At 30.0% G+C, this 15652-nt stretch carries 16 protein-coding genes; all 16 read right to left on the bottom strand.

From position 1 onward, the window contains the following. Positions 1–6 precede the first annotated feature (6 nt). Complete coding sequence (locus tag ACO5J6_RS05420) at positions 7–660, bottom strand: C40 family peptidase (RefSeq protein ID WP_485642567.1); 654 nt, start codon at positions 658–660, stop codon at positions 7–9. A 24-nt stretch (positions 661–684) separates the two neighbouring features. Then, positions 685–2517 (bottom strand): hypothetical protein, encoded by a 1833-nt coding sequence (locus tag ACO5J6_RS05415; RefSeq protein WP_485642566.1) that lies wholly within the window; start codon positions 2515–2517, stop codon positions 685–687. Between the two features lie 108 nt (positions 2518–2625). After that, the gene (locus ACO5J6_RS05410; protein ID WP_485642565.1) at positions 2626–4065 is read right to left on the bottom strand and encodes a TraB/TrbI/VirB10 family type IV secretion system protein; all 1440 of its coding nucleotides are present in this window, start codon (positions 4063–4065) and stop codon (positions 2626–2628) included. Positions 4066–4081: 16 nt separating this feature from the next. Continuing rightward, positions 4082–4900: a TrbG/VirB9 family P-type conjugative transfer protein gene (locus tag ACO5J6_RS05405; RefSeq protein ID WP_485642564.1), complete on the bottom strand. Its 819-nt coding sequence runs from the start codon at positions 4898–4900 to the stop codon at positions 4082–4084. Between the two features lie 45 nt (positions 4901–4945). Beyond that, complete coding sequence (locus ACO5J6_RS05400; protein ID WP_485642563.1) at positions 4946–6046, bottom strand: hypothetical protein; 1101 nt, start codon at positions 6044–6046, stop codon at positions 4946–4948. Positions 6047–6090: 44 nt separating this feature from the next. Then, positions 6091–6333, bottom strand: a complete 243-nt coding sequence (locus ACO5J6_RS05395) for a VirB3 family type IV secretion system protein (RefSeq protein WP_485642562.1) — start codon at positions 6331–6333, stop codon at positions 6091–6093. Between the two features lie 11 nt (positions 6334–6344). Then, positions 6345–6851, bottom strand: a complete 507-nt coding sequence (locus tag ACO5J6_RS05390; protein ID WP_485642561.1) for a hypothetical protein — start codon at positions 6849–6851, stop codon at positions 6345–6347. An 8-nt stretch (positions 6852–6859) separates the two neighbouring features. After that, a complete protein-coding gene (locus ACO5J6_RS05385; protein WP_485642560.1) occupies positions 6860–7663 on the bottom strand; it encodes a hypothetical protein in 804 nt (267 codons plus the stop codon). A gap of 18 nt (positions 7664–7681) precedes the next feature. Then, the gene (locus ACO5J6_RS05380) at positions 7682–8413 is read right to left on the bottom strand and encodes a hypothetical protein (RefSeq protein WP_485642559.1); all 732 of its coding nucleotides are present in this window, start codon (positions 8411–8413) and stop codon (positions 7682–7684) included. A gap of 39 nt (positions 8414–8452) precedes the next feature. Next, a complete protein-coding gene (locus ACO5J6_RS05375; protein WP_485642558.1) occupies positions 8453–8725 on the bottom strand; it encodes a hypothetical protein in 273 nt (90 codons plus the stop codon). A 318-nt stretch (positions 8726–9043) separates the two neighbouring features. Beyond that, positions 9044–11272, bottom strand: coding sequence for a hypothetical protein (locus tag ACO5J6_RS05370; protein ID WP_485642557.1), 2229 nt, complete (start codon positions 11270–11272; stop codon positions 9044–9046). 15 nt (positions 11273–11287) lie between these two features. After that, positions 11288–11704, bottom strand: a complete 417-nt coding sequence (locus tag ACO5J6_RS05365) for a hypothetical protein (RefSeq protein ID WP_485642556.1) — start codon at positions 11702–11704, stop codon at positions 11288–11290. 16 nt (positions 11705–11720) lie between these two features. Further along, positions 11721–12407: a hypothetical protein gene (locus ACO5J6_RS05360; RefSeq protein ID WP_485642555.1), complete on the bottom strand. Its 687-nt coding sequence runs from the start codon at positions 12405–12407 to the stop codon at positions 11721–11723. Positions 12408–12582: 175 nt separating this feature from the next. Beyond that, entirely contained in the window at positions 12583–13197 is a 615-nt protein-coding gene (locus ACO5J6_RS05355) for a hypothetical protein (protein WP_485642554.1), read from the bottom strand. Between the two features lie 55 nt (positions 13198–13252). After that, a complete protein-coding gene (locus ACO5J6_RS05350) occupies positions 13253–13777 on the bottom strand; it encodes a lysozyme inhibitor LprI family protein (protein ID WP_485642653.1) in 525 nt (174 codons plus the stop codon). Positions 13778–13807: 30 nt separating this feature from the next. Further along, positions 13808–15307 carry a glycosyl hydrolase 108 family protein gene (locus ACO5J6_RS05345; protein ID WP_485642553.1) on the bottom strand — a complete coding sequence of 500 codons (1500 nt, stop codon included), beginning with the start codon at positions 15305–15307 and terminating at the stop codon, positions 13808–13810. Between the last annotated feature and the right edge of the window lie 345 nt (positions 15308–15652).

Genomic DNA, 15652 nt, shown 5'->3' with positions numbered 1-15652 from the left:
CTTTTATCAGGATATATCTATTATTCTTTTTATTACTACCATTTTAGACATAAAATATCCTTGATTAAGTGGAACGATTATTACCTTTTTACTTGCACTGGAAGCATGTATCATTTTTCCGTTTCCTATATACATTCCCACATGTGATACTGTATCAGGTCTTTCAGGGTCAGTTTCAAAAAATATTAAATCTCCTTTTCTTGCAGACATAAGGCTTACACTTCTACCTACTCTCGCTTGATCTCTCGACACTCTCGGAAGTACAATTCCTATACTGGAATATACGTTTTTTACAAAAGCAGAACAATCAAGACCTCTTCTGGTAGTTCCTCCCCAGAGATAAGGTATTCCAAGGTAGGTATTTGATTCGCTTATCAGTTTGTTAAGTGCGTTATTCAACATACTGTATTTATTTGACCTTGAGCCTCTAAAATTAAAGTTGGTATTTATTTTCTCCTTTGTTGCTTTTACATCCCCGTCCCCTTTTTCATAATTACGCTGCGAAGCGGAACTATCAGAATCTTCTTTATTTTCTACATCTTTTGTTGTTGTATTTTCCTGTCTGTTTTGAACTTTCCTATCTTTTTCCATTGTAAATCTCATTCCGCTGGAAAAAGCAAAAGATGAAATAACGAATGTAATCAGCAATGCTTTTTTCAATTTTCTTCTCCTTTTTTCTATTTTTTATCCTTCATCGTTTTCCTCACCTGTATCAGGTTCAGGCTGTCTCATATATTTCTGTTGTTTTTTTGCTTCATATTCAGCTCTCTCATCATCTATCTCTTTAGCCCTTTCAGGGAACATTTTCTCAAAGAGTGCTACAAACGGTCCTGAATTTGGCATATCTGCTTCCCAAGCTCCGGGTGTGCTTTCACCTTTCAGAAACTTTCCAATTTGTTCCGCAGTATATTTTTTCTTTCCTTGTTTATTACCGTTATTTTTAACATTTACCGTTCCGCCTCCGACTTTGAAAGAACTCTTATCTTTTCCTGAACCTGAAGAACTGTTACTGTTTTTAGCATTTCTTACGTTTTTATTTGCAGCCGTACGGATATCTCTCATTTTTTTACCTTCATCGGATCCGCCAAAAGGTTTTCCCATAGTCTCTGATAATGCAGTCGTCAATGAACCGCCTGATTGAGTGAAATTTTTTATGAAATTTCCTGCTGTTGTCATTTTAGTTATTGCGCCTGTAACATCGTCTATCATTTTACTTCCCGGAATAAATGCCGCACTTCCTGAATTTAAGAAACTTCCTATTGTTTTTATCTGACTAAGTAGAGCGTTTATAATAAAGATAGTTATTATTGTATTGAGAAGTTTATTAATATCCAGACCTATTTTCACATTAAGTTTATCAATATTACTGAAAGCAAAACCTATAAGAGTGAACATAACAATAACATTTACCATGGCACCTGAAATAGCATTTATAACTCCTGAACCCATATTCTTTGTAATTCTGAGAGCCATAAAAAGCATAACTACCATAGTGAAACAACCTATAATCAGATAATCTACCAACACTGTCAATATTTCAATCGCTGCCTTCAAACAGAACCATAAAAGTATGAGTCCCGAAAATAATATTACAGTCGGAAGTATACTGTTTGTTACGTTTTTCGCACTGAACATCATTGCCGCTCCTGAAGCTATAATAGCAAAAGGAGCATTAAAAAGTTTTCCTATATAATCAGGTAAGTTATACATATCAAATTTTTGTCCTGAAAGCATACTACCTATTTTTACTGAAATATTAAATAACGGTCCCGTATAAAAATTCCAGAAAAAACTGTTAGCGAGTAACAGAAGTAATGTCCCCATAACCATTAACTGAGGAAACATATCCTTTAAGATTATCAATATCGACTTCGGCTCTTCGGTACCGGAGTCGGTTACACCTTTAAGTATACCAATAAGTATCTCCAAAGTTCCCATAAGAAGCAGAAAGACTGCTAAAACATTTGAAAGAGTACGTCCAACATTATCTGTAATATTTCCTGTGATTTTAAACATATTTACTATTATTTGACCTCTTATGTCATTGGAATTTTTTATTTTACCGATAGGGGAACTTTCATAATTCGGATTATTTATCGAACCGTTCCCTCCTCCGCCTTTTTTCAATTCTCTTAATTCCCTTGCCATAAATATTACAACAAGTATTATCTGCCAAGGTTTTAACTTAGTTTTATTCCATGTCGAAGGACTGGAATTTGTATCATTACCGGAAGAAAGTCCCGATGATGAACCCACTCCTTTAATTGACCCGCTCAATTTATTTTCAAGACCATATAAAGCACTCCCTGCCGCCGCAGTTGACATAATTGACCCTATATTGAACAGAACGGGATCATCATTAGCCTGTCTGTTCATCTGTTCAACCTGATTATATGTCCTGTTATTTTCTTCAGCATTTTGTGCATCCAAAAGAGCATTTGTTGTAGTAGTTATGGAAAAAGCTCCAATATGACATATAAGAAGAAATATCGCTGTAATTTTTCTTATGTCAGTCATAACAGTTATACCCCCAATCTTAATATATTTATTTTTAATCTTACATATTTTTATAAGTTTTTTCTCTAATCATTGTAATAACTGTAAAACAATTATTACAAAAAACTATTAATAAACACGTGTTCTATATTCTTCAAGGACGATTTCATTTCCTGTAAGTACATTCAATCTTGTTCCTACAGGGATTTTTATACGATTTTTTACAGAATTCCATGATTTATCCACTGTTTCCATAGTATCTTTTACGGAATCCACAGGGTCATCTATAAGATCTTCCCATCTGACCCTTGAAAGTTTGTCAGCATTTCTCGCAGCAATTTTTGCCTTTCTATATTGCAATGCGACATCCGCAACACTAAATGATAAAGCAAGTAGGGTTTTTCCAAGACGTTGCAGGATTTTTCTGTTTAACTGTCCTCTTGCACCTATTTCTCCTTTAAGGTCCACTATATTGGCATTGTCAAACTCTATTATTCTGTTATTAGGAAGTATTATCTTGTCGACCATCATAAACATTCTTGTATCGTTATTATTTTTTAAAGCCATATAATTTCCTATCAGTTTACTTCCCATAGGTATAAGTATTTTATGCTTTCCGTCTTTTGAATATACATTTTCCGATACTATCGCCATAAAATATGAAGCATTATCACTATTCATCTGTGTTGTTATAGCTATAGGTATGTAGCTTCCCTGCTGGAGATAAAATGTATTTACTCCGTCAGCTGTCTGACGGTACTTTCTTGTTCTTGCCTGCTGCTGGGATACTCCTCCGTTACCGTCGTTCTGTGCTGTCTGTTGTCCGGAACCTTTGCCGTTATTTCCTTCATTTCCATTTTGTCCGTTCAAACGACCGTTTGACGAATTTTCACTTCCTTTTGACATTGAGTTCATTGAGCCGGATGACGGTTTTTTTATATCCCTCGGCTGATAAGGTTCAGGTTTATAAGGTTCAGGGATTTCCTGTATCATAGAAGTCGAATATCCTTGATTTGGATTTAGCGGAACCTGCTGTCCTGCTACATTCGGAATATTCGGATTTTGTGCCTGATTAGGGAGTACATTGGCACAATTAGGGTTATTAATATTAGCAGGATTATTAGGATTTGCGGTATCACACGGTTCGTTCACATTTATCATATTATTCTGAGCATCTCCTACATTCAGGTTTCCCGCTTCTACTGTATTTTGGTCAGCTTCTCCTGTATATACAGGCTGTTCCGCAATTTTTTTATTAGGGTCTTCCGTCTGATTTTTTTCAGCAGATTTTTTTATCATTCCCGGTATAGCAAGAAGTGCAAGTATTAGAAGCACTCCTAATGCTCCAAGCATTATCATCAGATTTTTCTTATCAAGAGGTTTTTTTTCTTTATTTCCATTATTATTCGCCCCAAAAGAAAATCTGTTTTTTGATTTGTTTTGTTGTTCATCTTCAAAGTCAGATATATCCCCTATATCATCATTTTCATCAAAAAGTTCGATTTCATCGGCATCATCAGCCATTATATCCGCATCATAATCCCGATTATTACCATTATTATTATACATATAACCGTTTCCTTTCTTATCTGTGTTTTATTATAACCTGCTTATTTCCTAATTTGAGGACAGCCTCTGTAATTCTTCTATGTACAATTATTTTATTAAATTCATATTCAAAGTTTACTACCTCAAATTCTTTGCTTCCTACACCCTTAACCATTATTACAGGAGCTTCCTGTATATCTTTAGGCATTATTATTATAGTTTTTACACCGTCAGTAAATACTTGTGTAGGTGCAAAAGGTAAATTTCTGTTTGATATGGAATAATTGGAGTCCATTTTATCTATATCCACCATTATACCATTTTTATTGTCAGGTGTATTGTTTACTCTGTTTCCGTTTCTTCCGACTGTCGCTTTCATAACATTTCCTGCGGCAGGATAATTGAATTTTACTAAAGGATTGAATATTTCCAAAGTGGAATAAAGATTGAACATATAAATTCTTTTATTTGTCATTACATTTACATTTGAAGTTATGTCTATATCAGTAGGTCTTATGAAAAGATAAATGGAATTATCCGATCCCCCAAATTCCTGTTCCATTTCAAAGTTTGTGTTATCTCCCCCTATTACAGCCACTATATTTTCATCAGGTTCAAATTTTATCATAGTTACAAAATCCGGTGTTACGTATACATCATAAATACTGTCCGTATAAAAATCAAAAGTTGTAGCTACCCTCTTAATAGCGTCCTGCTTCCCTGATATTAATTTTTTTACCTGCATTTTTGATACAGCTTCACCGCTTAAATATTTATTTTTAGCTGCCGCACTTGCAGGAAGTGCCATTACTGCTAATAATAATACTCCTGTCAATATATTTTTAACTTTTCGCATTTTTCTTTCTCCTTTTTTCTTTATATTATTTATGGTATATTCTTATTATTTATTTATTTCTTCATCAAAACTGAACCAGCCTCTATAATCCGTTCCTGTTTTTTTCTCTGTTGTTTCTTTTTCTTTAATTTTTGAGTTGTTAATTTTTGAACTGTTTTCCAAATTATTGTTATTAAGATTATTATTATTTAGGCTTTCATCTATTCCTAAATTTTTATCATCAATATTACTATTTAAATTTTTATTATTCAAATTATTGTTATTTAAATTGATATTGTTTGGATCACTATTTTTCAAATTACTATTCTTTAAATTATGTTTGTTCAAATCATTATTACTTGAATTTCTGTTGTTTAGATTGATATTGTTCGGGTTACTATTTTTTAAATTACTATTCTTTAAATCACTGTTATCCAAACTGTTGTTATCAGAACTATCATTGTTTATATTCTCATTGTTCAGATTATTATCCAAATTACGCGGAGCCTCTTCTCTCCGATTTCTCACTCTAATAACTGCCGGTCTTGTTTCGGGTACTTCCCTGACGGGAATATCCTGAACAGGACTTTCATAAATTTTTATTTGTCTTACAGGAGCAGTAGTCAGGGATTTATATGATTTTTCTTTACTGAACACATATCCCACTACAAGTCCTACCTGATGTTTTTTATTATTCATATCGTAGGAAAGTCCAAAAGAGAAATTTTTCCATTCTGCACCTACTTCTATTCCCGCATAAAGTCCTGATTTAAAACCTGATTTTATAATTGTTCTGTCTGTATTCCGATATTCTTTTCCTGAATTAAATGACCAGCCCAATTTGTATTTATTATAGACTTTCCATTCGCTGCCTGTTTCCCATTCAGGTTTAATCACCGCATATACAGGAGTTGCTTTTCCCAATTTTGTTTTTGTCCCGTCAATCTTTGCTTTAAAGCCGAATTCGTGAGCTATACCTAATCCCATTTTAAAATTTTTATTTTCAAAAGGGAGCCATTCAGCTTTAATCTTAAATCCCGGTTCTATTTTTTTAATTCCATTATTTCCTTTTCTGTAAAAGTCATAACCTCCCCCGAGAAAAAATTCATCTGCCATTACATTGGCTGAGATTATACCGATTAATACAGATAGAGTAGCCCGTCTCATAATTTTTTCTCCTTTTTTACTTTTTTTATATTTTTTAGACACATTTATGCGTCAAGTTTGTCTTTTTCTCTCAAATGATTAAATAACAAATCAATTCTATATGTGTCCGTAAAACATATAAGACGGCTTATTACCATTAAAATTGCTGCAATTACAAAGCACATAAAATTACGTGTAAACAGATAAAGTATACCTGTAAATCCCATTATAACTTTAAATGTAGTCAAAGGTACTCCCATTATCTCCATTTCGTCCATAAGGGATGAATAAATCGGTCTCTTTTTCATTTTCTACTCCTTTATTTAAATATTTTTTCAGCATTTTTTTTATCTATGTAAACTTTGTCAGTAAAATCTATACTCAGACTTTCTATTTCTGACATATCCACTCTTCCCGGAAGTGTAAGAACTCTTTCAGCGGATTTTTTAGTACAAATTCCGTCTTTTCTTGTGATAGTATCAACCTGCCCGCCATTTCCAAAGAAAACTGAAGTAATTCCATATCTTTCTTTCTGACAAATTATCCTCTTACTCTTCGGAATAAATAACACTCCTATATTGCTGTATCTCCCGAGTTTTTCCCTTATATAATCATAAGTTACGTTATCATCAGTAGTGAGAAGTCTGTATTTTTTATCTTTAAACTCAAAATCGGAAAGATATTTATCAAGAACACTTTTAGCATTTTCCGTAGTTGCCGTTGTAAATGTTCGGGATATAGGAGATACAGCAGATTTAAATTTTATTTTTGCATAAGATATATTAACTGTCGCTATTGCTGCCATAGTCCATATAATTTTTCTCATTTTTTCTCCTATCTGATAAATAAATCTATAATATTACTCGTATAAATAAAGTTTTTTCCTTTTTCTTTAAACGTCGTTATTTTTTCTCTTATAAGTGCTGTCTGAGGCAATTCTTTATTTCCATATCTTTCATCTGTATAATTTTTTTCCATAAGTGCATATTTTTGTGCCGTTTCTTCATCTTTATAGAGAGGTTCTATAAAATAAAGCACTTTACCGTTTCCTGCATATTCCCTTTTAAGAGCGTATTCCGCTTCGCCTATCTTGAGAGGTTTTATCATTCTTATATTTAAATCATTCATCGTAGTTTCATCTCCGGGTACTACAAACAAAGGTATTTTTAAAAATCTCGGCACTTGGGAGCTGTCTGCTATATCAACAAAAAGCTCATTTTCTTCAAGAGAGATATCTTCAAAATTTATAAAATCTCCCAGATTTTTTTCCACATTTGTTCTCAAATTTATTACTGCACCTTTTCTGAAATATACATTATTTATAAAATGTATGGAGTTCTCATCTTCAGCATTTTTCAGATTTGCATTTTCGAATTTTGTAGTAGGATAAGTATACAAATCATTTCTTACTACTATGTCTTTTTTAAAAGTGTAGTAATCCTGTGTTATCTCGTCTGCTTTCAATACTTTTACAGTGTACGAATTTGCTCCTTCCATTACTTCATTCTTGAAAACAGGTAACGGTTGGACAGTCTCAAAAGACTGATTTTCAACTTTTACTGACAAAGACGTTTTTGCATAGACATTTAGCGTTGTAAAAATTAATAATGCTCCTATTCCCAATTTTAATCTTTTCATAAATTCCCTTCCTTATATTTAATATTCTACCAGTTTTTTCAGCATCTCGCCTCTTATAATTCCGCTCAATCTGTCCTCTATTTCTTCATACAGTTTTTCTTTCACCGTATTGTCGATAATTCTGTTATGTTCAACAGAAATAAACCCTATATTTTTAAAATTTAACAGTGTTTTTTCCCTTTTTTCAGCAAAACAGCCGGAACTTTCTTTTCCTGATATATCTATTATTTTATATTCTTTTTTTAAATCTATATATGAACCTACAAGATTTATAATTTTATTTAAATCCGAATTGTAATAGCCAAGTACCAATTTTATTCTGCGATAAAAAAAGCGGATATTATTTTCATCTCTATGTATTATTTTATTGCCTGTTATTGCCGTTATAAAAAATGTATCATTTTCTTCATCAAATTCCGCTTCCAATTCCGTTATTTTCGTTATTATTGAATTATGTTTAACTATATCGGACAGTTTCATTTTTATAATAAGGTCTATAAATTTAAATATATATGGCTCTGTTTCCGTACCGTCCAAAACTTTTTTCGCGTGCTCTTCAAACATACCTGAATCATAGTATATTTTTACAGCCGAAATTATCTTTTTACTTTTAAACATATCGGCAAGATAACGTAAATCATACATTTTTCCTTTATTTTTAACGTAAACATTCTTTCTTCCGAACACCCCCATTACGAACAGAAAATCTATTTTTTCGTTACCGAAAAAAATTTCTCCTACAAGAGTCATTTCTTATCCTTTCTTTCTTTTACCTTCTTTCACTTACTTTTACTTTCTCTTTTTTTTCTTCAGTTCATCAATTTCTTTTTCAAGTCTGTCAATCTTTGTTTTCATAATAACTTTTTCCCCTTTATGTTGAAAGTACATACAGAGAAGTATCTCAAGAAACTTCATAACAAGTAATTTGTCTTCCAGAAATCTGTCATCATAAATTTCGTCCAGTTCATTCTTTTCGAGAAAATTAGAGATTTTAGTATCACTCATCACTTTTTTAAGTTCACTGTGCTTATTTTCAATAAATAATTCGAGCTTATTCTTCATCCGTTCTTTCCTTTCCTTTTTCTTTCAATTATATTATATTTGAATTATACCACTTTTGGAAACTTAAAACAATTGCTTTAAATATTTTTCTACATCTTATTTATTGTCTTACGCTTTAATAATGCTAAATTTCAATTTTTCAAATATTACTTAAAAACCCCATTTAGCTAACAATCAAGACAAGATTTTCTTATTAATATTTAACATTAATAATTTAAATGTCATTAATATAAACATATATTTTCTCGAAAAAAATTTTTTTATATTTATTACGTATTTTAATTTAGGGCTATTTCATAAGTTTATATAAGCATATTTTCAAACAAATATTTCATTGAAATTTAAAGACTCAATCAGATAATTTAATATTTCTCTTGATTTTATATCAATTTCTTTGTTTTCGGAAATATTATTATTATTTTTTAAATAATCAGTGTTATCTTTATAATATAAATAACCGTCTATTAGAGCATTTTTGAAAACATTTAGTAAATTCTCGGCTTCTCTTAATGTTTTAAAATTTATTTTTTCTATATTTTTTTCGTTATTTAAATATAAGGAAAGAAAATAACTTTCAATATCTTCAAAAACATCCCCAAAATAGTCATATTCTTTTAAAAAACTCAGATTGTATACCAAAGAGCTGTCTTTCATATTAAGCATATATATTATGTCGGCTACAACACTGAAATATATTTTTCTGAATTTTTCTTTTAATCCAAGAAAATAGCTGTTGCTTTTTATTTTACTGTATGTAATTAGATAGAAAAATATCTTTGAATGTATTACAAATTCAGGAATTTCGTCTCTTTCGTATATATCAGCTCCCATATCTATTTTTATAAAAATTTTGCTTTTTTCTTTATACTTTTCTATCAGTTTATCTTTGAGAGTTTTGACAGTATCGCTTTTCTTTTCCCCAATTTCATCAATATCAGTCTGACATATACTTTTTATTTCCTGAACTGTCTGAAAATCCGTTTCCAAAATCTTTATCATTATTTCTTCATTTTTTATTCTTTCCGTATCTGTCAAATTATGTGATATGTATATACTGTCTTTTTTTATTTCGGTTTTGCCTATCTGAACTTCGCAATTCATTTTATTTTTTAGAGAATTATTTACAGTTTTATAATTTTTTATCAGGCTATTTCTGCTGTTGAGATTAATATTGACTTTTTCTGCCATAATATTCATTATTTCTCTTATTATATCTATTTTCTGCTGTTTTGTACTGTTATCATATAATGTCTTTATTTCATTATATTTTTCTCTCATATTTTCTTCAAGAGTTACAAACATATTGTTTAAAGCTGTTTCTATGTCTACCGTTAAATAGTCGGAACTATTAATTTCCTCTATAGCTGTATCAAATTTTTCAACAAAATTAGTAACGTATCTTTTAAGATTATTATTATCACTCGTAAGAACCATATCTACAAAATCAGGTATCAAAAAATCTTTGTTTAATCTCCAAACTTTAAAGCCTTTATCAAATATTTCGTTTCCATTTTCATCAACAGGATATATTTCAAACTCATAGTTCTCATCTCTATATTCTGTACTGTATATAGCTTTTTCATTGTAGCCTGTCCCCAAAAGAAGATAGAAAATTTCGGGTTCCAGTTCTTTCTTTACTTCTTTCAATTCATTTTCTTCCATAAACTTTTCTACAGTCTTATTTACAATGTCCGTAGTTGCTCCAAATTCCAGAAAATCAGTATTTCCGCTTAATTTTAGAAGATTAATTCCTTTTTCCTTATAAGTGGAAAAAATCAGGCTGAAAAAATATATAAACCATGCGTCTTTATTAAAAATTATTTTAAAATTTTCTCTACTTTTCCCTCTATCAAGAATTATGCAAGTATATATCGCCTTAACACTATCTTCGACTATTTTCAGAAGATATTCCCTTATATTTACCTCTTCCAATTCGTATTCTTTAAGTTCCTGAATTATGTCCGTCTCAAATATTTTCTCTATTATGTTATAGCTTTTCTCAATCCTCGTATTAATGGAGCTTTTTTCTCTAACTATACCGTCAAGTTCCCTGTTTAGGGAATTAAATTTTGAAACAGTCTTTTTTAATATATTTTCCCTTATATTTTTTGGAATATCACTGATAAGCCTATAAAAAACACTTTCAGAAATCTCCAAAAGACTTTTTAAGGTTTTATATATTTTATATCTGTTTTTATTTTCAGAATATATATTATCAGTTCTTTTCAACTCCCTTTCATAATATTCTATCGCTCCTTTGATAAAAGAGTTTAGAACTTTTCTATAAACTGCTTCACTTTCACTGGTTTCAAGCTCAATAAAATAACTGAAAATGAAAAGATGTAAAAAAATTCTGCTTTCTACATTTATATTATAACCATTGGTATTTAGTAAAAAAGTACTTTCGATTACATTGCTTTTATCTTTTGTATCATTTACAGTATCAAATTTTATATCAATTATCCTGTTGGACAGTTTCTTAAAAACAATGTCAATCATATTGTAATTATAACTTTCCGAATTTATTTTCAGTATCAGGTCCGACATCCGTAAATCTACCCCCTAACCTGCCAATAGTACCGTCAAAGCTATTGTAATTATTTGTATCAGAAGGAGAGTGAGTAAATATATATTATATTTTTTGAGGGACGGTTTATAATTTATGAATATCTTTTCAAATTTTTCGTATGGTATTCTAAATCTTAAAAGAATAATCATAAACACTGTTACTAAAATTGTTGCAGCCATTCTATCATCAAGAAAAATTGTGAAAACGAAAATACCGAGAAAGATAATATAATCTCTTCTGGAAAAATCTTTTAATTCGGTATTTAAATCAAGCTTTGTCTTTTTTATAATTTTTTCTTTCATCCGTTGCGCCGTTTCTCTGAAACGTTCATTATAATCTTTGGAAATAGTATAAAGGAAAAAGGTTATTTCCAATATTATAAGTACTGTCGGTAATATATATAACTTCATTACAAATCACATCTTTCTAATGACTGATTTCTCTATTTTCTATTTTAAAATTTTCATAAGGGGTATTATCAAGAAGTTTTAATTCCTGTATCTCCTCTAAAGAATAATATCTTTTTTTATTTTCACTTCCAAAGAAATTCATAGAAGACGCCAATTTATAATCGTCTGTCATTTCCGGTCTATTTTCCGCTCCAATCTGTATCAAGCTTCCATATTTTCTTATTCGTAAACAATTAAATTCGAGCATACTGTAATTATCTATGATTAATAAAAGATAATAATCTATAAAACTGACAAAATCGTCAATTATATTAGTATTTATATCGTCTTTATAAACAAGATTGGACTTTTTAGTAAATTCTTTCATATCATCTATTACAAGTTCAAAAACTGTATTTATTCCTGTTACAGGATTATTAAATGTGATGTCCAAAAGTTTTATATTACTCCCATAAAAACTCTTTTCCATATCAAAATTGTATTCTTTTAAATACTTTCCTTCAAAGCTGAAAATTCCGTCAATATCAATTTTTATAAACTTTTCTGCAGTATAACTTAATTCTTCTGCCCTAATATTTTGATTATTGTTTTTTCTAAAATCGGCAAGAATTTTTATTACTTTTTTTCTCAATCTTTCAAAACTTTCTTTTAATTCTTCTTCTGTAAGGCTTTCTATAATATAAAAGCCATTTCTTTTTTCCATAAATCTACTCCCTTATGTTTATATTCTAAAAAAGATATTCCGATAAAACCATTTTTTTTGCAATTAAAAACTGTTTATAAGCTATAAATCATTACTTTCTATAAGACTTATAAAAAATAAAATACACAAAATTTGTAAAACTGAATATTTTTTATGAGACAGTCTGTTTCAATTTTTACATATTATGCAAATCTTTTTTCTCTGCTTTAAAACTTTTTGGAATATTGGTATTTTCTTTTTCCGTTTTTTCTTGGTTTCTATCCACATAATCTACAAGTATGTCTATTAATTTCTCCATTCTCTCGGAATTTTTGGACAGCTGAGTTTTAAGCATCTCATTTTCTTTTTTCAGATTTACAATTTCCATATTTTGATTATTTATGAGCGTATTTGTCTCTTCATTACTTACTGTTTCCATTTTTTTATGCTTATTACCTTTAAAGAAACTAATAATCTTTTCTAAAATTTTACCAATCTTACCTTTTTTTTGAGAAGATTTATCACTACTATTATCAACTCTGCTCTTATTTTCAGCTCTACTGTTATTTTCAGTCTTATCGCCTCTTTCTATTCTCCCTCTATCGATTCTGATAGCCTTTCTTTCTTCAGGTATATCATCGACAATTTTGTTAAACATCCCACTGTCTGAAATCAGATTGCTTAAACCTTTTATAAGACCGTTTGAAATAGAGTCTTCCAAACTCGAAAAAAATCCATTTTCTTCTTTTACTTTTTTTGTACCGGCATCAATCAAATCGGTATTAAAAGTATCCTCATCAAATAATTCCATCTTTACGCCTCCAAATCTTTATTCTCGCCCACTTTTATGACTTACAATATTACTTTTATTTATTCTGTTCATCATATTTTTTTGCCAATTCTCTCGTTCTTTCTTTTTTTAAATCCAATCTGGTTCCAATTTCCAACAAAATTGCTACTGAACCTCCGTCGGCTTCTTTTTCCGCTTCTTTAACTTCTTCTTCCATTTTTTTACCCCAGTCTTCCTGAGATATACGTAATTTCTCTTTTTCATTTTCAGGCAATTTTGTCATTAGCAAATCATAAACTTTATTCATCTCCTGGTCCCATACGTTTTCTATTTCCAGTGCTGCATTCGCCATTTCATCTGTTGAACCTGAAAATCCTGCTTCTTCTTTTTCATTGTATTCTTTCATTCTTTCTTCCAGATCTGCTGCATAATTACCCGATTTACTGTTATCAACATTCTTACTGTCAACAGCTTTTTCTTCTGTCTGAACTGTTTTGTTTCCTGCATTTTTATTTGTACTTTTTATTAATTTACTTCCCGCAAAAAAACCGATAGCTCCTAACACTGCTACTATTGCTATTATCGACACTACTTTTTTCATTAAAATCACTCTCTGCTTCCTATTGTTATTTTATCTTGTATTAGTTTTTTTATTGTTTATATTCTCATTTTTTACGTTCTCATTTACGCCAGTTTTTCCCTGAGAAGAAAATTCTTTTTTTATTTCTTCAATATTCTTTCTGACTGATGCCTGTATATTTTTCTCTGTTTTCTTATCTTCTTTTTTATCTTTTATTAGACTGCCATAAGGATCTATTATTCTTTTTATTATCTCTTTTTCATCTACGATTCTTAAGTTTTCTTCGACATAGTCCTCTCTTTTATTTACTCTTTTAACTATATCTTTAAACAAACTTTGCAATCTCGGCGTTCTCTCTCTCATTGTATCCCAATATGTTTCCAGTTCAATCTGATTATAGATTTTTAGAAATTTTTTGATATCTGTATTATTTAATTCCGCCAATGTATGTTTCCCAATTATGCCGTCTATAGCCAGATTGTTATTTCCGTTTATCAAATTTAATGCACGTTGAGCTCTTTTTATTCCCTCAACTCCTCCATAAATTACACTGTCAAATATTGTTAAAGCTATTCCTGCATCTTTGACTTTATCAAGTTTATTTTTCTGATAATATTCTTTGTTATAAATATTTTTTACCGTTTCTAAAGGTATATTGTTCATATTACCTTTATAACCATACTTTCCGGCTTTTTCTTCTGTAATTCCATAGTTTATTTTTTCCCCTCCTATTTCTGTATATCCGCCTTCCATTTGAGATGTAAATTTAAATGCTTTTTCAAAGTTTTCAGTATATATTTCCGATTTATCCTTTTCTTTAACTACTTTGTCATATTTATTGTGCAGTTCAGGATTATCCGAAGATTTTATATTATCAGCATTTTTTATATTATTGGGGGATTTTAAATTATCAGAAGATATAACTCCTTTTTTTATACTTTCCTTGTTTCTTCCCATCATATTTTCTTCAATAAATTTTTCTTTAGCAGGCATTCTATTATCCAGCCAACCTTTTAAAAACTTTTTCTTTTCAGGATATTTTTTTACTATATCACGAAAACGTTGACGCTGTAAATCATGATAGACTTTCAGAAATTTTTCAGGGTCTACCTTGTTCAATTCTGCTATTGTTTTTTCTCCCATTATACCGTCTACAGCTAAATTAGTACCGTTAATTATATTTAATGCTTCCTGTGCCTTTCTGACTCCAAATCCTCCACCGACAAGTGCAAAATCAAAGATTGACAATGCTATTCCGTCATGAGTTACTTCACTTAGTCTATTTTTATCATAATAATCTTTTTTTAAAATTTCTATTGCCAATTCTTTGGGAAGTTTACGCATATCTCCCTTATATCCATATGCTCTGGCTTCTTTTTCCGTAATTCCAAAAGTTGTTTTTCCTCCGGAATCATATTTTTCATTTGAATATCCGCCCTCTACTTCAAGCACATACTTTACTATTTTTTGAAATCTTTCTTTATCCGACATACTGGTAATCTTTTCTTTTTGATTATCAAGGTTCATTAATTTTTCCATATCTTCAGGCATAATTTTCTCCTTTTTTATTACCTTAATATCTGTTATTAAAAAACACAGATTTATAGATTTTTATAAGATATTGCCACTTTTTTTAATTTTAATTATATAGTTTATTTTATAATATGAATACGAAATTTGTCAAATTTTCGGATATTCTGCTCAATGCTTTTATTTACTTAGCTTTGACAGCAATTTTGGGCATAAAAAAAATTGACAATTTATCAATTTTTTTTATTTTTATTCAATTTTATTTCATAAAACTATTTTTTATTCAGTTTATCATATCTTCTTGCTAATTCTAAAGCTCTTGTCTTTACCAGACCTGTTTTGGTATCCGAAACAAACATTTCGTAC

Source organism: Pseudoleptotrichia sp. (assembly GCF_057270515.1).
The sequence above is the reverse complement of the archived record's forward strand: the minus strand, read 5'-3'. Positions and strand labels throughout refer to the sequence as shown.